Raw genomic sequence first — 21,009 nt, forward strand, 5'->3', positions numbered from 1 at the left:
TATCATAAATTACCCTCTAAATGGGTAATCCGAATTCATCTTACTCCCCTGATTCTTGCTTTGTCAAGTTTGTCCAATATTGGCAGAACCTTAACTTAGTGACAGGTATGATTGTGTTCATGTCCGTGGTCATGTTGGCATACGGATCCGTTGCTTACAATTTTACCCTCCGCATAGGCTTGGGCAACATCTACAACTCTCCCTGAAGCTCCCGAGACGACTTCTAATCCTACAGCATTAAGGCCGTTGATCATTCCCCCGCCGATTCCGCCACAAACGAGAACGTCTACACCTTTGTTCTTAAACATATTGGCAAGTCCCTCATGCTGGTGCTGAAGACCTGTGGCACTGAGTTTTTCAACCAAGCGAGCGCTTTGCCCCTCAATTTCAAAGACTGTAAACCCTGCGGCCCGCCCAAAATGGGGATCTAAAACCTCACCATCAGTCGGAATAGCTATCTTTTTTGCCATAAAAAAAACCCCCTTTAATTATTACTTGTTTAAGTTTCTTCACGACAAGCACTGTCATCTTTCTTTCTTAAGTGACTGTCGCAAGGACGTTTGATCCCGTTGTCTAAACGCATTTTCTCTAAGTTGCCACACTTCGGGCAGACTATTTCATAGCCATGCTTGCCACCGGCAGAACATGGTTTTTCCTCCCAGATATGTCGGCAATGAAGACATTCGAAAACCCTATTTTTTACAGTATAATTACCCCCTTGAATAATGATAGGCCTGCCTTCTAACAAGGCAGTGGCAATTTTCTCTCTAGCTGCTCCAAGAATTCGCTGAAACGTAGCTCTGGAAACTCCCATAGATGCTGCACATTCAATTTGATCCAGACCTAATTTGTCTTTGAGACGAACGGCTTCAAGTTCCTCAAGCTGGATTGATACCTCTGGCCAACGTGAATATCCTTGAGGAATAAACGTTTGGCAAACTATTGTTTCATCAATTCGGCCGCAGCAACGCCGTCTTGACATTGTATCAGCTCCTTTTGGGCATATGCTCAATTACAGTATAGCCACAATCATTGGAATAATCAAGTATTAGTGTTTAGCCTGAAAAAATAAGCCACCGAAAGTCTTAAGCTTCCGGTGGCTGCAAAATTTGCTGGCGCAAATCACTGATTCAATTTCATTAGAGTTTCAATGGCTTTACTTAAAACCTCTTGACGATTTTCTCCTTTATCGAGAGCTTCGACTAGGCAGGAATTAGCATAATGCTGAGCAACAATCACTGATACTTTCTGGACAGCCGAACGGATAGCAACGAGCTGCAATAGTATATCCTCACAGGGTTTATCTTCTTCAATCATCCGCTCAACCCCTGAAATATGACCCCGCACCGTTTTAAGTCGAGTAATAATTTTTTTGGTATCCGTTTGGTCCACATCTTTCACGGTAGTTTCTCCTCATTTCCTTCTCGTCATGAAATCTCCTAACAACAGCAGAAAATTATGTACGGTAAAGTTTAATATATTTTTGATAACTTTTCAAGACACGGCCTACATAATCCCTGGTTTCCTTAAAGGGAATTTCTTCTTGCCGGACATTATTGGGATCGATCTGCCCGGATTCTATCCATTCCTGAACATGTCCTCTGCCACCGTTATAAGCGGCGATCACAAGAACAAGATTATTGGCAAAGACCTTCTCCAAGCTGGCTAGATACCAAGTTCCATACTGAATATTTTTTTCCGGCTTAATAAGATCTTCATTGGAGTAACTTTTATCTCCTAAGCTTTCGGCGATTGATTGGGCAGTGCTGGGCATTAGCTGCATTAAGCCTACAGCGCCTTTATGAGATTGGGATTGGGGAAGAAACTTGCTTTCCTCCCTAATAATAGCAACTACGAGCAAAGGATCAACACCATATTCAGCTGCGTATTTTTCCACAATTTTTTGATTCGGGTAGGGATAAAGAATTTTTTCAAATGACGGTATGTTCAATAGGCCATAGCCTATAAGGATTACGACTATTAAGACCAGAAGAAGCCTTTTGCTTGCTCTGATCCTTTCTTTCTTTTTAAACATCGCATCTCCTCATCTCGATTAGGACTGTTATATGAATATATCCTAGTTTCCTCTTAAATATGTTTCTTTTGTTTCTTTCCAAGCTTCTCTGAGTTGTTCTATTGTTGCCTGGATAGTTCCAGAATTATCAATGACAACGTGGGCTCGCCGGCGTTTTTCATCTAACGATCCCTGGGCAGAAATCCGGGCTTCTGCCTCACCAAGGCTCAAATTGTCTCGCTTAAGCACACGTTGAAGCTGTATATCCCGAGGTACCCAGACAACCCAAATTTGATCAACATGTTGATCAAATTCTGTTTCAAAAAGCAAAGGAACATCCCACATGCAGACCTTTGCCCCTAAATTTTCCAATTTTTCTCGTTCACTCTTCATATCTGCAAGTACTCGGGGGTGAACAAGTTCTTCAAGACTATTTCGAGCTTGTTGATCAGCAAATACCAATTTCCCCAGTTTCCTGCGTTCAATTTTCCCTTGTTTCCCCGTGATTTCAGGGCCAAACGTTTCAACCAGCTGTGAAATTAAGTTAACATCCGATTCCAACAAACGGTGTACGGTTTTATCCGCGTCAATGATCGAAACACCTTGGGTTTCAAACCAATGAGAAACTGTTGACTTTCCGCTGCCAATACCACCGGTCAAGCCGATTGTTAACAAAATAGCTCACCTCAAATCAATTTACCCAATCCGACTAGAATTAAAACAGTCCCCGGCAAAAATTCCGCTTTACTGATCCAATTCTCGGGGACTTTACCGGCCATTTGCTGGCCTAAACATAACATAAAAATCTGGGTCAAAGCAACCACGCCAATGATAGACGCTGTCATTCCTGCCATTGCGGCTCCAATACCACTGGCAAAAGCATCCATAGCCAAGGCACTTCCCAGCAAAAAACTCTCTTTGAGACTGATCCCGCCTGACCCATCTACATCGGCGATTTGCGGTGTCTTAAGTACTTGGATCACGAATCCTAGAAATTCTAATTGGAAGCGAAACTCTGGTTCTGCGGCAGGCTTTTCCTCAATAACAGCTATCGCTGGAACTGCCTCAGGCAATTGCTCATGATTACGATTGATTATTGCTCTGCCCAGTTGAAAAACTCCCAGAGTCAATAAAATCAGAGCCCCCAACAACCTTGCCGGAAAAAAGGTGAGCCAAAGTTTAACGATACTTCCAAAAAACATCGATATACCCATAGCAAAGACAGTACACATGGCTATAACGATTAATGAAGCAAACGGTATGCGAATACGGCGCAGCCCGTATGCCAAACCAACCCCAAAGCCATCTAAGCTTAATGCTACAGCCATAAGTAAAGCTACTCCCATATATGTATCCCTCCACCTTGCGACTTCAGGATAATATATGGGCAGAAGGGTTAATTGGTGAAATCAATCGCTCCCTGCGATCCATTCCTCCAGTACACTATCCCGGTGTTTTTTCACCCTTTCATATTCCTCATGAAGGCTCATTGCTAATTCATAATTGTTGCCGGCGGAAGCAAGTTCACCTTCCAGCCTCCCAAGCGTTTCTTCTAACTCTTCAATCTCTTTTTCTAATTGTTTAAGACGCTTTTTTTCACGCGCAAGATTACGGTTTTCTTGCTGCTCTTGAGAGCCGGACTTAAGACTTTTTTCCTTTGGAGCAACGAAGGAGTCTTCTTCTTGTTTTGATTCCCGATAGTTTGTATAATCGCCCTCGAATATTCTCAAACCCTGAGGGGTTAATTCCGCAATCTTTTGGACCACCTTATCTAAAAAGTAACGGTCATGGGAAACGACAAGGACTGTTCCTTCATATTCCTGCAAAGCTTCTTCCAACAAACCTCGAGTATCCATATCCAAGTGATTTGTTGGCTCGTCAAGCAACAACAAATTTCCTTGTTCCAGGAATAATTTACACAAGGCCAAGCGGCTTTTTTCACCCCCGCTTAGTACAGCTGTAAACTTAAAAACATCGTCGTTTCTAAAACCATATCGAGCCAGAAGATTTCTAATTTCCGGGTCCTTTAAATTTGAGACAGTACGGATTTCGTCCATTACAGTCCCGGCGTTGCCTAGGTTCTCGTGTTCTTGAGAATAGTAAGCCACTTTAACATTAGCCCCTAAGCGAATAGTTCCTTGATAGGGAATTTGGCGGAGAATTCCTTTCAAAAGCGAAGTTTTTCCCACTCCATTTTTACCCAATAAAGCAACTTTGTCCCCGCGCCGGAGATCCAATAAAACGTGCTGAAACAACGTTCGATTCTCAAAACTAATCATAACATCTTCCAAAAGCAATACCCGATCCCCGCTGCGGTCTGCATTTCCCAGGGAAATTGAAAGTTTATGGTCTGAGCGCTCTACAGAGATAGGCTTTAGTTTATTCAGCTGACTTTCCCGTCCGCGGGCTTGCTTGGAATTAACTCCCGCTTTATTTCTGCGGACATATTCTTCAAGTTTAGCAATCTTTTTTTCCAACCGTTCTGCTTCGCGACTGATCGTTTTGCTTTCTATGGCACGCTGCAGTTCAAATTCGGAATAATTCCCGCTGTAACCCTTTAATTTACCATTTTCCAGGCATAAAACCTTAGAGACAGTACGATCCAAAAAATACCGATCATGGGAAACGATAAGAAGGGCCCCTGGATAATCTCGCAAGTACCCTTCCAGCCATTCTAAAGCCGCAACATCCAGATGATTTGTAGGTTCATCTAAAATCAAAAGTTCCGGAGAGCGAAGTAAGAGTTTAGACAAAGCTAATCTCGTTTTCTGTCCTCCGCTTAAGGACTGAACAAGGGTATTAGCTTCACCTTCGAGACCCAGCCCAGCCAAAATCCTCCGAATTAAGGCTTCTAAAGCATATCCGCCCTGACGTTCAAAACGTTCTGTCAGCATGGCGTATTGTTCCATGATTTTATCACTAGGGGTATGCGCCATTTTTTGTTCTAAATCCCGAAGTTGTTGCTGCATGGCGAGCAAATCAGCTCTTTCTTGGAGCATACACTGAAATACGTTCCCTTCCTCCTCGATAATGGGCATTTGAGGAAGGTAGCCATAGGTGCCGAAAATTTGGCTCTCACCGCTTTCAAGACGAACTTCCCCCAAACACGCGCGAATCAATGTCGTTTTTCCTGCGCCATTGGGACCTACTAAAGCCGCCTTTTCTCCATTTTCCAGCGCAAAACTCACCTGTCTAAACAACGGATCTCCAGAAACATCAACACCGCAATCCCGGCAAAACAAAATACTCATTTCTTAAATTGGCCCCTTTATCCAATCACTGCAGCCTTGCATGATTCAAACTTTTGTAAGTCCTCTTTCCTTGTAGGACTGTGCTTTCAAAAAGAGTAACCTCTTTAACTTGAAATTCACCTAATTTTTTGGTCATCAGGCTGCTTAAGTCAATTCGATTAAGATTTGGGCGAGATGCTAAGGTGATATGCGGTTTAAATTTTTTGCTTTCCAACGTAAAGCTTTTGTTGACGAGTAAAGCATGTATCCCCTCCCGCAATTGGTTCAACTCCATCAAGTTTCCGCCCACACCGGTCCAAAGAGTGTGTGGTCGTTTATATGAGGGAAAGACGCCCAAACCTCCAATATCTATTTTAAATGACTTACAGTTCTCAGCAGCTAAAGACATACTTTCGAAAATGACCGGTACTGCTTTAGGATCAAGTTCCCCTAAGAATTCCAAGGTTATGTGAAAATTATCTGTCGATTTCCAGGAACCATTGACTCCCAGTCCTCTAAGTTCTGATTGGAACGAGAGCAGGAAATGTTTTAGTTCAGCCGGAATATCAATACCAATAAATAGTCTCATTCTTAGTTCTCCTAATTATTATGCCCGGTCAGTAAAAAACCTGCGCAACTTTATAGTTCAGCATCTATTTCAAGGGAACTTGCAGCTTCACCTTCACTCAGAGTAAACACTTCTAGATTGGGCAAATCATCGATTGAATGCAAACCAAAATGTAGGAGGAACTGTTCGGTAGTTCCATAAAGGATAGGACGTCCTGGACCATCTTTACGTCCAACTTCTTTGACTAGGCCTTTCTCAACTAAAGTACTTAAGGCTCGATCGGACTGAACCCCTCGAATGAAATCAACCTCCCCGCGAGTCACGGGCTGTTTGTAGGCAATAATCGAGAGAACTTCCAAGGCCGCATTCGATAAGGCTTGAGCCGGCTGTTTATATAGGGCTTCTATATAGCGGGCAACTTCCGGTTTCGTTGCCAATTTAAATCCACCCTCAATTTCTAAAAGCATTAAGCCGCACGCCTCAGCAGAATAACGGTTTCGCAGTTCATTCAGCAGTTCCTCAATCTTTGAATGATCTAACTCAAGAATTTCCTCCAGCAGATCAACGGTCAGCGGATTTTTAGCAACAAATAATAAGGCCTCTAAGGCAGCCGTTTCCGGTTCCCGAAACAGCATTTTATCTACTCCTCTTCTATGAATTCCCATGCCTTTTCTGTCGGGAATAACATAATATCACTAAGGACCGCGGATTGTTCAGCACGAACTTTACCCGCTTTCAACAGTTCCAGTAATGCAAGAAAAGAAACGACAATTTCCATGCGCGATCTGCTGCGCAATAAGTGGGTAAAACGAAGGCCTTTGGGGTGGAGAAGCACTCGCCGCATCACGTCAGCAAGCATAACCTCGATAGCAATTTCATCTGGCTCAACTTCCCGAATTTCTTCCCCTTTTTCAGCTCGCTCTATGACTTTACAAAAGGCCCGCCAAAGATCCTCGAAGAAAATTCCCTTGAGTGGATCCTCCGGCTGGACGTCTCCTAATAATTCCTCCACATCAATTTCTCGATCAAAGGAACGTCCTGAAGCAATTTCGATTTTTTCCAACATTTGGGCTGCCTGCTTATACGTTCTGTATGCCACAAGTCGTTCAGCTAATTCTTGGCGCAGATCTTCATCTTCAGCTTGATCTTGCCCATTCTTTACAGGCTTTGGCAAAAGTTCCCTTGACTTCATAAAGAGTAACTGAGCTGCCAGAACAAGGAACTCAGTTGTTACTTCCATATCTAAAGACTCCATTTCTCGGACTGCCTCGACAAACTGATCAGCAATGCGAGCAATAGGTATATCATAAATATCTACCTTTTCCTGCTGAATTAAGGTCAAGAGCAGATCCAAGGGACCGTGATAAACGGGCAATTCTATTTGAGGACTGTTCTTACCACTTTCCATTTACAGCCCCATGGCACTACGAACTTCTTTCATCGTCACTGCGGCCGCTTCATGAGCACGTAATGCGCCTTCTTCCAGGACCTTTTCCACCCGGCCCGGTTCCTCCCAATAGACACGACGCTCTCTAAAGGGGCTTAGTAACTTCTCCAAGTTCTCAGCTAAAAGACGTTTGCAGGCTACACACCCGATCTTTCCCGCCCGGCAATTTTCTGCGACTTCTGCTGCTTCCGGCGTGTAAATCTGATGAAATTTATCGACGACACATACGTCCGGATGACCAGGGTCATCTTTACGAAGGCGTGCCGGGTCCGTAATCATTTGCTGAACCCGCGTCTTAATCTCTTCAGAAGAGGCTGTGAGGGAAATAGCATTATGGTAGCTTTTACTCATCTTGCGGCCATCTACACCTGGCAATAAGGGAACTTTGCCCACAAGAGCTTTCGGTTCAGGAAATACTGAACCATAAAGATAATTAAACCGACGAGCAATTTCCCGGCAAAGTTCAACATGAGGGAGCTGATCTTCCCCAACGGGCACAACACTTGCTTTGTAAACTAAGATATCTGCTGCCATTAGAAGAGGGTAGCCTAAGAATCCATAGGTCCCTAAATCTTTTCCTTGAATACTTAATTGTTGAATTTGATCTTTGTAGGTAGGGACACGCTCCAGCCATGATAGAGGGGTGAACATCGATAAAAGCAAATGAAGCTCTGAGTGTTCTTTAACCTCAGACTGAATAAAAACGGCACTTTTCTCAGGATCAATACCAACACTGAGCCAATCCAGAGCAATGTCGCGGCGAAGGCGAGTGAAGTCTAATTTATCTTCATACCCCGAAGTTAAAGCATGAAGATCAACAACAGAAAAATAGCAATCATAATCTTTCTGCAGGGAAACCCAGTTTTGGATTACACTTAAGTGACCAATATGCAACGCCCCTGTTGGGCGCATTCCACTCAATATTCTTCCTTTCATACCATTACACTCCTTTAGTAATCTCCGTAACCTTGCGAATACATTAAATCAACCATAAATGGCCAAAAATAGGGGTTAAGATCATGGTAATAATCGATTGGTATATTAAAACAATTCCATTCATTGCCGGGTATAAAACAATATTCAAAACATCCGTAAATAAGAGTATTACCAAAATAATCAGGCCATATTGTTCAAGTAAATAGAGATGTCGGGCCAGCCGTTCCGGTAAGATACCGGTAAGAATTGAAAATCCATCAAGCGGAGGTATTGGCAAGAGATTGAAGATCCCTAGACCCAAGTTCATAAAGACAATGGATTTTAACACCATTTGAATGACATAGCTCCATTCTGTGCCATGAAGCCAGTGCATGCTGATATACCAAGTCAACAAGGCAAGAAAGGCAATAATCATATTCGCAGCCGGCCCCGCTAAGGCAACTAACATTCTTCCCCTGCGTTTATTGCCTTTAAAATAATGGGGGTTGATCATAACCGGCTTCGCCCAGCCAAATTGGTATAAAAGAGCCATCAAGGTTCCGAAAAGATCAAGATGTACCAGCGGATTCATAGTTAACCGCCCTTGGCTCTGAGGTGTGGGATCTCCAAGACGGTCTGCTGCCCAGGCATGAGCATACTCATGAAAAGCAAACCCAATCATTAAGGCCGGAATATTGGCTATGATTGTTGTTATATCAAATCCAAACAAAGAATTACCTCCTCTAGCGTAGGGATTCAATCCACCGTTGAACGATTTCCTGTTCTTCTTCAGGCGAATGAATTTGACCTTCCAGCCAAGCTGTTCGCACCCGCTCTAAAATCCCTCCAATTTCCGGTCCTTCTTTGAACCCCATCTGTAAGAGAGCCTTCCCGTCAAGGGTCATGCGAATCCGATGTTCCGCTTCCTGATAGTCCTTAATCAATCGATGAAAACGCTCATCACGCTCTAAAACAGTGACAACCCCGTTAGGAGCTTTGCTCAATACTTGATCTAATTCCCTCAACGTCAGTGTCTCCTGCAGCGTTCTTTGCAAATGAACAAGCATCAGGGTTTCTTCACGCAGCGTTTTGCTCAAGCTCAAGCGGCTGATTATTTTCTCAATATCCTCAAGCCTCATTTTAGAAATGCCGCTTAACCATCTTATGTTTATGGGCCAGTTAAGACTCTCCTGCCCATCATCGTTATTAAAGTTCCAACTATAATCTTCTCCAAACCATGCTTGAAACAAACCGCTTCGTATGAGAGTCTGACACATTGACAGATAGTTATCTTCGCGAAAGATAATAAACAGTTCTTCCGTAAAGCGCTCCACGCTGAGCTTCAAAAGAACTCCCGTCTCGATGGCCGTAAATAATGCTTCCAATGTTTCTTTGGCTAATTTAAAGTTATAACGTCGGCCAAAACGAATGGCTCGCAGCATTCGGGTAGGATCCTCTATAAAACTCAAATTGTGTAGAAAACGGACTTTTCCTTGTTGTAAATCCCGCTTGCCGCCATAATAATCAACGAGTTCTCCAAAACGTTCAGAATTCAAACAGATCGCCATGGAATTGATTGTAAAGTCGCGTCGAAACAAATCATCACGCAAGCAGGACTCTTCCACTTGAGGAAGGGCACCAGGAAAAGAATAGTACTCTACTCGCGTACTTGCCACATCTAAATGGCCCCCGTCAGGAAAGGAAATTTGAGCTGTACCAAATTGCACGTGCTGAGTTAGTTTTCCTTCCGGCAAACGTTTTACTAAAGCTTGAGCAAATTGACCTCCGTTACCCTCAACGACAAAGTCTAAATCCTGGGTAGGAACTGATAACAGTAAATCTCTGACAAACCCTCCTACAAGATAAACAGAACATTCTTCCTCTTGAGCTGTATCCCGCACAGCTTCAAGGATTTCTTGCACATTAACGGGCAATCGTCCTATCAAATCTAAGATGTCCTGGCGCATGGCAATACTGCGTTCGCGTACAAGTTGGGTTTCGAAAGGAACTGCCCCGCCATGCACTAAACGCAATACATCGGATCTGGAAACAATTCCAACTAATTCGCCGTCTTCAACAACCGGCAGCCGTCCAATATCGTGCTGCACCATCACTCTTTGAACCTCATCTAAAGTTGCATTTGAATCCACAGTCACAACATTTCTCGTCATAAATCCTTTAACAGGCGCATGTTGAAGTCCATGTCTAACCGCTTTTTCCACGTCACGCCGCGAAATGATTCCTACCAAGGTCTTATCCTCAGTCACAGGAACCCCTGTATGACCATAACGCAGAAGAATTTTTTCAACCTCACCTAAACGAGTCTCCTGAGAAACCGTTTTAACCGGATAACTCATCATATCCCGCACTAAATGAGGACGAGTTGCACGGCTTTTTATGGCAAGGCGCAGTTTTTTTAGAATTGACTCAAGGTCACCGTCTTTAATAGTTGCCGAAGCAGCTCTATCATGTCCTGCTCCCCCAAATGGCTCTACCAAACGGTTGACCGGCAGTCCCCTGCCTCTGGAACGGCCAACAATATAGACCCTGTCATCCATTCTGACCAACAGAAACCAAGTATCTGCACCTTCAAGTTCTCCCACCCTATGAGCCAACAAGGCAAGTCCACCAACATATTCTTCCGTTTCTGCATAGGCCAGATAAACAGGCAAGCCATCAAAAAATTCCGTCTGGCCGTGATCAAGCAATTGCTGAAGAAGCTCTTTTTGTTCTTCAGTAAGAGGTTTACGCAGATATTCAGCGATAACCCCAAGATTAGCACCTTGTTCAAGCAAATAAGCTACAGCGCGAACATCGCGTACCGTCGTACTATCAAATAATAAGCTTCCAGTATCATCGTAAATCCCAATAGCAATTAATGTTGCTTCAAAGGCACTTAACGGTAAGCCAAATCCTGCCAGTTTTTCAACCAGCAATGTTGCACATGATCCGACATGATCAATAAACATCCCAGTCTTTATGGGGCCATTGTAGGGATGATGATCATAAATTTCCACTTCTATACCGGGAGTTTTAGATATTTTCTCACCGAGCATACCGGCTCTTTTTAATTCATGGGTATCCACCAGAACAACCTTAGAAACGTCGTTAATGTCGACCTCCTGTGATTTAAGAAACCTCAGCTGATCCTTGGATAACGCTAAAAAGTCCTGAACATAAACGTTTGGCTTTCCGTCCAGAACCAAAACACTGCTTGGATATAGCTTTTGAGCGGCTACCATTGATGCTAAAGCATCAAAATCGATTTGACGATGAGCCAAAATGATATCCATATCGACACCCTAAATCCTTTATTTTTGAGTTTCATTATTAAATTATATCATCTATGGACTACTAACAGCAACTTGTTGCTTAATTCAAAGGCTTAAGCCGCAATGGCAATAATAGATAAAAAAACTCCGCAGTCGTAAGGAATGCGGAGTTTTTTAATACATGAAATTATAATTTCCTTAAATGCTGTTATTAATTTCTTCAGTAGCTTTCTCAATTTCTTCAGCAGAAAGTCCGTCTTTGCCCAAATGGAATTTTATCGCATCAGCCCAAAAGGCACATTTAGCACTGACTTTTTTATAAACTTTCGCATTTGATTTATTTGTTTTAGTCCTTGCATCAGCATTGGACTGAACTATAGAACAAATATAAAGTGCTTTAAGACGATTATCCTTGTCCAGGTCGTTAAAGGTTTGATTTAGTTCGGCGATCAAATTTCGATAATACTCCGTAAATTCTTCAAAAGATATTTCTGTATCCATGTGTAAGTATTCTTTCAACTTATCAAATAGCTTCTCCAATGTTCACCCTCCAAATTATTCGCCTTCTAATAACTTAAATAGTATATCTCCATTTGGCGAAAATCACAAGATTTTCCTTAGTCGGCTCTTTTCAATAATTAATCAACATCCCTCCTTATTTAAAAAATACGGAGGATGTCTTTCCTTCTATAAATAAGCGTCGAATAACAGCCTGGGCTCTCTGGGGATCAACTTTCCAATAGCTAATTCCATCTTCTGTTAGAAAGTTTCCCGGTAAAGTCTGTGAAGATATTTTTGGGTTTCCGGTACGAAGTATAACATTGGATAAAGCCCATATTTTGCTGATAGAGAGATTGGTTTCCACTGATTTCATAAGTTGAGGGATTAACTGAGGTAACTTGGGAATCGTCTGAACTTGAAAGAATTCCTTCCCTAATGCTTTCAAGACAGTCTGTTGTCGCGAGGTCCTTGAAATATCGGCTAAAGCATCCTGACGAAACCTGGCATATTGTAAAGCCTGGTTCCCATTTAAGCGCTGAATTCCCTTCTTGAGATTAATAAGTCCATCTGTTTTGTCCCCAGTTACATAATACATATCCTTTTCAACATTGACTGTGATGCCTCCCAAAGTATTTATAATATCCTTAAATCCCGTGAAATTCGTCAGTACATAACCATCAATTCTTTGGCCAATTAACTTCTCAATGATATTTGACGTTGTCTTAAGTCCCTTGCCGATTCGAGCCGCTGCGTTAATCTTATTCATACCGTAACCTGGGATAACGACTTGGGTATCGCGAGGTATCGAAACGAGAGCAACTTTCCCGTTCTGTATATCGACGCTGGCTACAATGAGAGTATCCGTATTACTTAACGATTTTTCATTAGGACGACGATCCACTCCCACTAAAAGAATCGTCATCCGGTTACCGGTTAGAGAGGATGATACCTGAGGTGAAGAGTTTAAGTCAGGGTTAAAATTAGGACTTAAATCTGATGTAGACTTCGAATCTGGCTGATCTTGAGCGTCTTGTGGGATAAAATCTTGATTGTTTCTTTCTAACAAGGAATTGTTTTCTTTGGGTTCTGCTGCCTGCAGAGGCCGTTGTTCATTAGAAATATGACTAAAAATTAACGGGCCTAAAACAAAACTTGCTCCGAGAACTATTCCAAACAAAAAAAGCAGGCAATATCCTTTGCAGACTCGGAATAATAATCCGAATGTATTTCTCTGCACCCGAGTCCACCTCACAAAAACATTATATATTCTACTTCCTAGGATCAAACAAACTCCTTGGAAATATTCTTTAAGTAAAATGTAATATTTAGCAATTTATAGAATTTAACCCAGTACCCTTGGTACATTAACTAAACAAATACATATAATGCCATTGAGAGGTGTATAGTTATGGTAATTCTAAAACGACTATTTTTCAGATCCCTTTCTTCTGCTTCAGCTTCAGACGAGAGTGCTTCACCGGAGATGCCCGCAAATACAACATTAGAAGAAGAACCACAAGCCAATGATTATCAGCCAAAAGCATCAGGAAGTGTTATGAGTAAATTGTTACACGTTCAGTCAGCACCTCCGGAGTTCCTCTACGAAAATGAAGCTTGGTCTCCAGAACATGAATCGGTTCGACTTTTCCATAAAGGCAGCCATCATTTTGAAGACCAAAATCTTACCCCTTCGCAATCCCAAGAGTGAATAAAAGAGGGGTGTGACACTTCATGTCACACCCCAGCATACCTGATTAAAAACAATCACAACGGGTGAATTTATCGGAAAGGGGGAACAGAATTGAACCCTGGCAACGCCCGTATCTATGGACCTGTAACAAGGGCCCCCTTACTCTTTCATCAAAACAATCTCATCTTAAATCGTAACCACTATTTGGGTCAACAAAATTATTCACCTTATTCCATCAACACCCAACCCGCTTTCCCCCTTCCAACATCTTCACCCTCTTACTATCAATCTTATCCTTACAGGCCTCCTATATTAGGAAGCATACCGCCATTACCTTTAGGCTATCCCCCTGTTCTAATTCCTGACAACATTTACTCAAGGGGCGTTTCTCCCAACGGTCTGACCCTAATTTTAATTGCCATTCTTATTTTAGTTGCCCTTGATTTAACTCTAGTCCGACCTCAAAAGAGATATTAATAAATAAGGACCCGGATACGAATTAACGTACACGGATCCTTTCTTCAATCCTAGCGGCTGGCTATAGGCAAGTGGGTTAAACGTTCAGGGAGAACATCATTTCTCAACAAATCACTATATGTTTCACGTTTTACAATCACATCACCCTTGCCGCCTTCAACTAAAACAACAGCAGGGCGGACAAGGCGATTGTAATTGGAAGACATCGAGTAATTATAAGCTCCGGTACAAGATACCGCTAATAGGTCACCTGATTCAACTTTGGGCAGATTAATATCCCAAATTAACATATCGCCGGATTCACAACACTTCCCTGTGATTGAAACCTCCTCAGCAGTCTCTTCACCGGCACGATTAGCCAAGACAGCTTCATAGCGTGCCTGATAGAGAGCGGGACGCGGGTTATCAGCCATGCCCCCGTCAACAGCAACATATTTACGTATTCCGGGAATTTCTTTAATTGACCCAACCGTATAGAGGGTAGTACCCGCCGTTCCGACAATAGAACGTCCGGGTTCAATGATAATTTTAGGAGTTGGAAATTGATAATTTTGACAGGCATTTTCAAGAGCATTTTGCACGGTTTTGGCATAGTCCTCAATCCGGGCAGGTTCATCACCTGAAGCGTAGTAAATTCCAAATCCTCCGCCTAAGTTTAACTCCTCTAACAGGTATCCCGTCCGTTTGTGAATATCTGCCATATACTGAATCATTATGTGAACTTCGTGACTAAAGGACTCCAATTCAAATATTTGCGACCCAATATGAGCATGGATTCCTTTGACAACAAGGTTCGAAGAGGATAATGCCAAATCCAAAGCTCGATCAGCGGTTCCGTTCACAAGGGTGAAGCCAAACTTGGAGTCGATTTGTCCTGTCTGAATGTATTCATGGGTATGGGCTTCAATGCCAGGGGTCACGCGCAGAAGTATGCTGACCGATTCATGCATTTCTTCAGCCAATCCGTTGAGAAGACTCATTTCATAAAAATTATCGACAACAATACGTCCAACGCCGGCCTTAATAGCCATTGCCAATTCCTCTGCCGATTTGTTATTACCATGAAAGTAGATACGCTCGGCAGGGAATTTCGCCTGCAGAGCAGTATGCAGTTCTCCGCCTGAGACAACGTCCAGGCCTAATCCCTCTTGGTTGACGATTCGACACATAGCCAGAGTGGAAAACGCTTTAGAAGCATATATCACCTCGGCATTTTTCATCCCTTGGATAAAGGATAAATAATATTGTCTGCATATTTCCCTAATATGGGCCTCATCCATAATATAAAGAGGTGTGCCAAATTCCTGTGCCAATGAAACGGTGTCACACCCACCAATTTCCAAATGTCCCTGTTCATTAACTCGTTGTGTACCGTGCAGCCTCATATTCTCTTCCTCCTATTACTTTTCCTTCTCTAGTAAATAAAATACAAACGGCAACAGAAGGAGGTCCTCTGTTGCCGTACGACTGCACGTAAACATTGACCCTCTTCTCCTGTTGGGAGTAGTTCTCCATACGATAGTTTTAATAAAACTATCGTATGACAGTCCCACAGTTGTTGACTATAGGACCAGCAACAAAAATTACGCTGCTTTTTGTGCTTCGGCGAAATCCCCTTTTCTATGGTCTCATCAGTTGCCGCAACCTTCTCCATAGTACTTATGTCATTCGCGCCTCTACCACACCTCCAAAGAGATGAGGCATATGAAATTTTTTTTAGTATACCAAACTTCTAATGGAAGGTCAAAATATTTTTCTGGGAATTTTTCCAGAAATATTCCGATTCTTTTCTTTTATGCTCCTTGTTGCTCACCTTCTTGTGATTTGCCCTTGTAGGTACCCTTGCCAACGGCGTTGGCCCATTTTCCGCAGCGATCTCCCCATCGTGCCAAGATTGATCCTTCTTGCAGAATCTCAACAACTTCACAGCGATTGGCACAACCGGAACATTCAAAACTTCGAGCATTAAACTGGATATCACCCAATTGTAACCCTCGGAACCTTGTCCGTAATTCTGATTGCCTTCCTACCTTTTCCTGAGCCAAATAAGCAGCACCCAGAGCGCCCATCACACCAAAATGTTCAGGAACTATAATAGGTTGGCCAAGCTCCTCTTCAAAGGCTTTGCGAATACCAGGATTGGCAGCCACACCCCCTTGGAAGAAAATTGGGCCTCGTATATCCTTGTTCTTGCCAACATTATTTAAATAATTGCGAACCATCGCTTGGCAGAGTCCGGCCAAAATATCCGGCAGTGCATGTCCCAGCTGCTGTTTGTGAATCATATCTGATTCTGCAAAGACTGAACACCTTCCAGCAATTTTGACGGGACTTGCGGCTTCAAGGGCTAGATGGCCAAACTCCTCAATGGGTATACCAAGTCTGGCTGCTTGCTGATCAAGAAATGATCCGGTTCCTGCAGCACAGACCGTATTCATGGCAAAATCAGAAACAACCCCATCACGAAGGATAATAATTTTAGAATCTTGACCTCCGATTTCCAGAATCGTCTGAACTGAAGGATTAACTCTGGAAGCGGCTACAGCGTGAGCAGTAATTTCATTTTTAATGACATCCGCGCCTAATAACGTTGCCGCTAGCTGACGAGCGCTGCCAGTTGTCCCTACCCCGATTATTTTGGCAGATTTTCCAATCTTTGACCTCAAAACTTTAATTCCTTCCTGAATCGTTTGCATAGGCCGTCCTTGAGTTCGCAGATATAGAGTTAAAGCCACTTCATTTTTTTCACTGAGTAACACTAAATTTGTGCTGACCGATCCTACATCAGCGCCTAAATAATAGTTATTGTTCCCCAACAAGCGACACACCCTCCCTAGAAGTTTCTGAAATGCCTTTGAGGCTGGGTCTTTCCAATAAATCCACAAAGGCCTCCAAACGTGTTTGTATTCCAGCGTGCCCAGTATGCTCGTCAACGATAAGCGTCATAATGGGGACTTGATAGGTTTCTTGGACTCTTGGCAATACGCTGGCTGCCACGATCTCAGGCATACATGAAAGAGGAAAAATCTGAATAATCCCGTCAAAACCTTCCCTCGCGAATTTTACTGCAGCTCCGACAGTCTCTTGCCCATGCCCTCCAACAAAATGAGACAAAAAAGGTTTGGCATGACTTGGATAGGAACGAATTGAACGGTAACCAGGAGCAAGTCCTTGAAAAATATGATTTCCTACCCACCCTGAAAGATAAATTGAACGATCTACTTCTACTCCCAGACGTCCTAATTCTTCCTCTATCCCCACGGAGGTAAAGGGATCTAAAATCGTGTATATTTCTCCGATAATTCCAATACGCAATGGCTTATGAAACCTATCAGCATTCTTAATACCAGTCATTTGATGATCACGCAAACTTTGGCGTATTGAACATACCGAATCTCGAATCCCTTTAACGGTCATAGCCTGAGCCAAGCGTTTTTTACCTTCCTCATAAAGCCTTTCCGTTTCGTGAGAATCAGACAGCCTTGGTCTAGCGGCATGGATCATATCCTCAACTTGATCCAGAGCAACACATTTAAGGTAAGCAAAGCGCAGGGCTTTAAGGATTGAAGCCCAAGAATTTTTCTTGCCGGCTAAATAGCGAATTCGCTGCGCCAGTCCCCTTAGACTGCCATCCGGCGGCTCTAGGGTCACGACATCAAAATGATAACCTGCTTCTCTGAGGATTTGCCGTTCAATCTCTCCATAATAGCCAAAGCGGCAGGGACCAATTCCCCCTGTTATAACAATTGTATCAGCACCATCTCGAACCGCTTCAATATAATTGCCCAGATTTAATTTCAAAGGCAAACAGGCAGCTTCGGGGGCTAATTTTGAGCCTAAGGTTAACGTCTGTTTGCTGTTCTGAGGAGGGACAACAACCTCAATGTTTAGAGATTCAAAGAGTGTTTGAATGACTATCCAAGCATTCCCCATATGCGGAAACGTAACTTTCACGAACCTTCCTCCTTTCAACCATATCCAGAAAGGCTTCCAGGCGAGTTACTAATCCCGCTTCACCGGTATGTTCATCAAGGGTTATCACCATATAAGGCTTATGGTGCTTCCCAACTTTTTGGGCTAGCAATTCTTGGACCATCGAATCGGTACCACAGCCGAAGCAAGTTAAATAAATAATCCCGTCAATCGTAGGATCTTCGACAAATTTATTCCCTGCACCATAAATTTGTTTAGCATGGCTCCAAAAAAGCTTCTTACGTAATCCCGAAAGATGCGCTTCAACGTCTTCTCGTTCAACATGTTGGATAAGATTTACTTCCGCATGTTCTCTCAGACGTTGGAGAAGATTTAGATTGGCATAGCATTCCTGGACAAGATAGGAATGGCCAATTAAGGTGATTTTTAAGTCCTTTTGGCAATTCTGATGGTTTTCGCTGACCTGCATCGAGAAATTTTCAGGTTTTATTTTTTTTCTTGTCTGTCTCGTGACATACTCTATTTCCTGCATTTTTTCTTCAAAATCCCATTTTCGCCCTCGGGAGTCCTGGTAATGCCGCTGCCATTCATGACCCTCCAGAAACGCCCTATGGATCTCTGCCCCGCTTTTGCCAAGCTGCATTCCTAAAACTCGCAAATCTTTAAGAACTTGACGCTGACCCTTGCGCCAATTGATCACTGCGCTTAAAACAGGAATCTCGGGGGGAACTGCAGCAAGAAGACTTTCAGGAATTCCAAGAAACTTGGGACAGTTGTAAGTATTTTCTTCCATGCTCACCATGCGAGGCAGAAAAATGGCATCAACATCCTTTAGGGCCTGAATATGCCCAGCTAAAAGCTTTAGCGGCAAACACGTTTCGTCGCTGGTTTTCTTAAGGCCGTCCTCCATAATTTGACGATGCGTCGGAGGCGATGTTTCCACCTCTATGCCAAGATGATAAAAAAAGCCAGCCCAAAAAGGAAAATAATCAAAATAAAAAAGAGCACGCGGAAACCCAATTTTCACTCTCTTGGCATCCTTTCTCTAATCATTTTTTTGTTTTACCCTCCGGCTGCCTGATTGGATCCTGAGGTTTTAAGATACTTGGACGTGTGTTCTTAATAGGAACCGGCGACCGAACCAAAACGGTGCCCATAGCTTTGAAATTCAAGGGCAGCAGAGGCCAGAGATAAGGGACACCGAAGGATCTGGTTCTCCAGAGGAGAAAGATAACAAGTACTGTTCCGGCCAAAAAACCCCAAAAATTAAAGAGACCTGTCAGAACAATAATGAATAAACGCGCCAACCGATTAGCTAAACCCAGCTCGAAACTCGGAGTTGCAAAAGTAGCCACTGTCGCTACGGCAACGTAGAGAATTACCTCCGGAGAAAACATCCCCACTTTAACAGCAATATCTCCAAGCATAAAGGCGGCAATCAATCCTAAGGCCGTCGCTAAAGGAGCCGGAGTGTGCACAGCGGCCATCCGCAAAAGATCCACGCCAAATTCGGCAAATAACACTTGGGGAAATAGACCAATTTTTGCCGGCTTAGAAACTCCTATAAACTGGAGTCCTTTGGGAAGTAATTGAGGGTTTAGAGCTGCTCCCAGCCAAAGCGGCAGGAGAAATAAGGCGGCGAATACCCCGGCGAACCGTATCCAGCGCAGATAGGCGCCAACAATAGGTTCTTGGCGATATTCTTCTGCATGCTGGAGATGACTCCAAAAAGTTGCTGGCGCCATAATAACCGATGGAGACGTATCGACAAGAATGACAACGTGCCCTTCCAATAAATGAATAGCTGCCACATCCGGGCGTTCTGTATATCTGACCCGGGGATAAGGATTCCAGAACTTACTCCCGAGAATAAATTCTTCAACGCTTTTTTCGGCCATAGGAATCCCATCAATTTTAATCGCCTGCAAATCTTCTTGGATTTTTCGAACCATCTCCGGATTGGTAATATCCTCGATATAGGCAATGCAGACATCGGTTTTTGATCTTCCTCCAACCTGCACCAATTTCATGCGCAGTTTGGGGTCACGCAAACGCCTGCGAATTAAGGCAGTGTTCATCACCAGTGTCTCAACAAATCCATCACGTGATCCTCGGGTAACACGTTCGATATCCGGTTCCTGGGGCTGACGGGCAGGATAAGTCCTTAAATCGACGATAATTGCCTTTTCTTGCCCTTCAACAAAAATTGCCATGGGACCTGACAAAACAAAATAGAATACTTTGTCCATCGTTTCAACTTCTGTAACTTGTAAATCAACAATTCGGCCTTTCACCAATTTGTCCAGGGCATTAACGATAAGATCAGAGCGTTCCAAGTCAATTAAGGCATCCAGAATATAACTAGCAACGTGAGTGTCAACCATACCATTAATAGAATAAATTGCTATTTTTTTACCGCCAATCGACATTTCCCGAACAACAACGTCAAAACTATCCGGTACCCCTAATTCCTTATTTAAGTAATCTACATTTTCCTGGTAATTTTTACTGACAGGAACGTTTTTTTCACTAGAAATATTGCTCATGCTAACCTCCCTTTATCCGGATATTTTTCTAGGCCAAAAGACAAGGGCTTATCCCTTGGGGTTAAAGGTCACAGACATCAAATAACCGAAAAATACTGCAGCAGCGATTCCGACCGCCGTTGCCTCGACGCCGCCTGACAAAGCGCCTAACAGGCCCCGTTTGCCTACACCCTCAATAGCGCCTTGAGCTAAACTATAGCCAAAGCCAGATAAAGGGATCGTCGCCCCGGCTCCGGCAAACTTAACGAGAGGTTCATATACACCTAAAGCTCCCAAGACAGCTCCCCCTGTGACAAACGATACCAAGACATGAGCAGGTGTAAAAGATGGTTTCGTTAAATCCATCATTAACTGCCCGATAACACAGATCAGTCCGCCAACGATAAAGGCTGGAAATATCAAATGAAACATCAGAA

Annotated in this window: 22 protein-coding genes and 1 riboswitch; of the genes, 1 reads left to right on the plus strand and 21 read right to left on the minus strand. The window is 43.2% G+C overall.

Translation table 11 applies throughout. From position 1 onward, the window contains the following. Positions 1-95: 95 nt before the first annotated feature. The 15 genes from B5771_RS09010 to B5771_RS09080 all read right to left on the minus strand — a co-directional run bounded on the left by B5771_RS09010 (position 96) and on the right by B5771_RS09080 (position 13,184). The gene (locus B5771_RS09010) at positions 96-470 is read right to left on the minus strand and encodes a NifB/NifX family molybdenum-iron cluster-binding protein (protein WP_088187233.1); all 375 of its coding nucleotides are present in this window, start codon (positions 468-470) and stop codon (positions 96-98) included. A 29-nt stretch (positions 471-499) separates the two neighbouring features. Next, positions 500-982 carry a DUF134 domain-containing protein gene (locus B5771_RS09015; RefSeq protein ID WP_088187234.1) on the minus strand — a complete coding sequence of 161 codons (483 nt, stop codon included), beginning with the start codon at positions 980-982 and terminating at the stop codon, positions 500-502. 140 nt (positions 983-1,122) lie between these two features. Further along, the gene (locus tag B5771_RS09020) at positions 1,123-1,401 is read right to left on the minus strand and encodes a metal-sensitive transcriptional regulator (protein ID WP_047809494.1); all 279 of its coding nucleotides are present in this window, start codon (positions 1,399-1,401) and stop codon (positions 1,123-1,125) included. 55 nt (positions 1,402-1,456) lie between these two features. Beyond that, the gene (locus B5771_RS09025) at positions 1,457-2,035 is read right to left on the minus strand and encodes a lytic transglycosylase domain-containing protein (RefSeq protein WP_088187235.1); all 579 of its coding nucleotides are present in this window, start codon (positions 2,033-2,035) and stop codon (positions 1,457-1,459) included. 42 nt (positions 2,036-2,077) lie between these two features. After that, positions 2,078-2,689 carry a dephospho-CoA kinase gene (coaE, locus tag B5771_RS09030; protein ID WP_088187236.1) on the minus strand — a complete coding sequence of 204 codons (612 nt, stop codon included), beginning with the start codon at positions 2,687-2,689 and terminating at the stop codon, positions 2,078-2,080. 11 nt (positions 2,690-2,700) lie between these two features. After that, the gene (gene ytaF, locus B5771_RS09035) at positions 2,701-3,360 is read right to left on the minus strand and encodes a sporulation membrane protein YtaF (RefSeq protein WP_047809497.1); all 660 of its coding nucleotides are present in this window, start codon (positions 3,358-3,360) and stop codon (positions 2,701-2,703) included. A gap of 63 nt (positions 3,361-3,423) precedes the next feature. Then, positions 3,424-5,265, minus strand: coding sequence for an ABC-F family ATP-binding cassette domain-containing protein (locus B5771_RS09040; protein ID WP_088187237.1), 1,842 nt, complete (start codon positions 5,263-5,265; stop codon positions 3,424-3,426). Between the two features lie 25 nt (positions 5,266-5,290). After that, positions 5,291-5,833 carry an RNA 2',3'-cyclic phosphodiesterase gene (gene thpR, locus B5771_RS09045; RefSeq protein ID WP_047809499.1) on the minus strand — a complete coding sequence of 181 codons (543 nt, stop codon included), beginning with the start codon at positions 5,831-5,833 and terminating at the stop codon, positions 5,291-5,293. A gap of 50 nt (positions 5,834-5,883) precedes the next feature. Next, positions 5,884-6,447 carry an SMC-Scp complex subunit ScpB gene (gene scpB / locus B5771_RS09050; protein ID WP_047809500.1) on the minus strand — a complete coding sequence of 188 codons (564 nt, stop codon included), beginning with the start codon at positions 6,445-6,447 and terminating at the stop codon, positions 5,884-5,886. Between the two features lie 5 nt (positions 6,448-6,452). Beyond that, positions 6,453-7,220: a segregation/condensation protein A gene (locus B5771_RS09055; protein ID WP_047809501.1), complete on the minus strand. Its 768-nt coding sequence runs from the start codon at positions 7,218-7,220 to the stop codon at positions 6,453-6,455. Beyond that, the gene (gene trpS, locus B5771_RS09060; RefSeq protein ID WP_047809502.1) at positions 7,221-8,195 is read right to left on the minus strand and encodes a tryptophan--tRNA ligase; all 975 of its coding nucleotides are present in this window, start codon (positions 8,193-8,195) and stop codon (positions 7,221-7,223) included. It lies immediately after the preceding gene. Between the two features lie 43 nt (positions 8,196-8,238). Continuing rightward, entirely contained in the window at positions 8,239-8,904 is a 666-nt protein-coding gene (locus B5771_RS09065) for a site-2 protease family protein (protein ID WP_242966805.1), read from the minus strand. Between the two features lie 13 nt (positions 8,905-8,917). Next, positions 8,918-11,467, minus strand: coding sequence for a CBS domain-containing protein (locus B5771_RS09070; protein WP_088187238.1), 2,550 nt, complete (start codon positions 11,465-11,467; stop codon positions 8,918-8,920). Between the two features lie 177 nt (positions 11,468-11,644). Beyond that, positions 11,645-11,986 carry a hypothetical protein gene (locus B5771_RS09075; protein WP_088187239.1) on the minus strand — a complete coding sequence of 114 codons (342 nt, stop codon included), beginning with the start codon at positions 11,984-11,986 and terminating at the stop codon, positions 11,645-11,647. 115 nt (positions 11,987-12,101) lie between these two features. Then, positions 12,102-13,184 carry an LCP family protein gene (locus B5771_RS09080; protein ID WP_088187240.1) on the minus strand — a complete coding sequence of 361 codons (1,083 nt, stop codon included), beginning with the start codon at positions 13,182-13,184 and terminating at the stop codon, positions 12,102-12,104. A 171-nt stretch (positions 13,185-13,355) separates the two neighbouring features. Between B5771_RS09080 and B5771_RS09085 the strand changes: the two genes are divergently transcribed. Further along, complete coding sequence (locus B5771_RS09085; protein WP_088187241.1) at positions 13,356-13,655, plus strand: hypothetical protein; 300 nt, start codon at positions 13,356-13,358, stop codon at positions 13,653-13,655. A gap of 509 nt (positions 13,656-14,164) precedes the next feature. Here B5771_RS09085 and lysA read toward each other — a convergent pair. The 6 genes from lysA to spoVAE all read right to left on the minus strand — a co-directional run bounded on the left by lysA (position 14,165) and on the right by spoVAE (position 21,004). Further along, positions 14,165-15,499, minus strand: coding sequence for a diaminopimelate decarboxylase (gene lysA, locus B5771_RS09095; RefSeq protein ID WP_088187243.1), 1,335 nt, complete (start codon positions 15,497-15,499; stop codon positions 14,165-14,167). Between the two features lie 111 nt (positions 15,500-15,610). Then, a riboswitch (Lysine riboswitch) is annotated at positions 15,611-15,801 on the minus strand. Between the two features lie 106 nt (positions 15,802-15,907). Next, positions 15,908-16,930, minus strand: a complete 1,023-nt coding sequence (locus tag B5771_RS09100; RefSeq protein ID WP_088187334.1) for an acyl-CoA dehydratase activase — start codon at positions 16,928-16,930, stop codon at positions 15,908-15,910. Continuing rightward, entirely contained in the window at positions 16,917-18,068 is a 1,152-nt protein-coding gene (locus B5771_RS09105) for an acyl-CoA dehydratase activase-related protein (protein ID WP_088187244.1), read from the minus strand. Before B5771_RS09105 ends, B5771_RS09100 begins: the two co-directional genes overlap by 14 nt. Further along, entirely contained in the window at positions 18,010-19,074 is a 1,065-nt protein-coding gene (locus tag B5771_RS09110; RefSeq protein ID WP_088187245.1) for an acyl-CoA dehydratase activase-related protein, read from the minus strand. Before B5771_RS09110 ends, B5771_RS09105 begins: the two co-directional genes overlap by 59 nt. Before the next feature lie 22 nt (positions 19,075-19,096). After that, positions 19,097-20,593 carry a spore germination protein gene (locus B5771_RS09115; RefSeq protein ID WP_088187246.1) on the minus strand — a complete coding sequence of 499 codons (1,497 nt, stop codon included), beginning with the start codon at positions 20,591-20,593 and terminating at the stop codon, positions 19,097-19,099. Positions 20,594-20,641: 48 nt separating this feature from the next. Further along, positions 20,642-21,004, minus strand: coding sequence for a stage V sporulation protein AE (gene spoVAE / locus B5771_RS09120; RefSeq protein ID WP_047809513.1), 363 nt, complete (start codon positions 21,002-21,004; stop codon positions 20,642-20,644). Positions 21,005-21,009 lie beyond the last annotated feature (5 nt).

Source organism: Desulfosporosinus sp. FKA (genome assembly GCF_002196785.1).
Taxonomy (GTDB): Bacteria; Bacillota; Desulfitobacteriia; order Desulfitobacteriales; family Desulfitobacteriaceae; genus Desulfosporosinus; species Desulfosporosinus acididurans.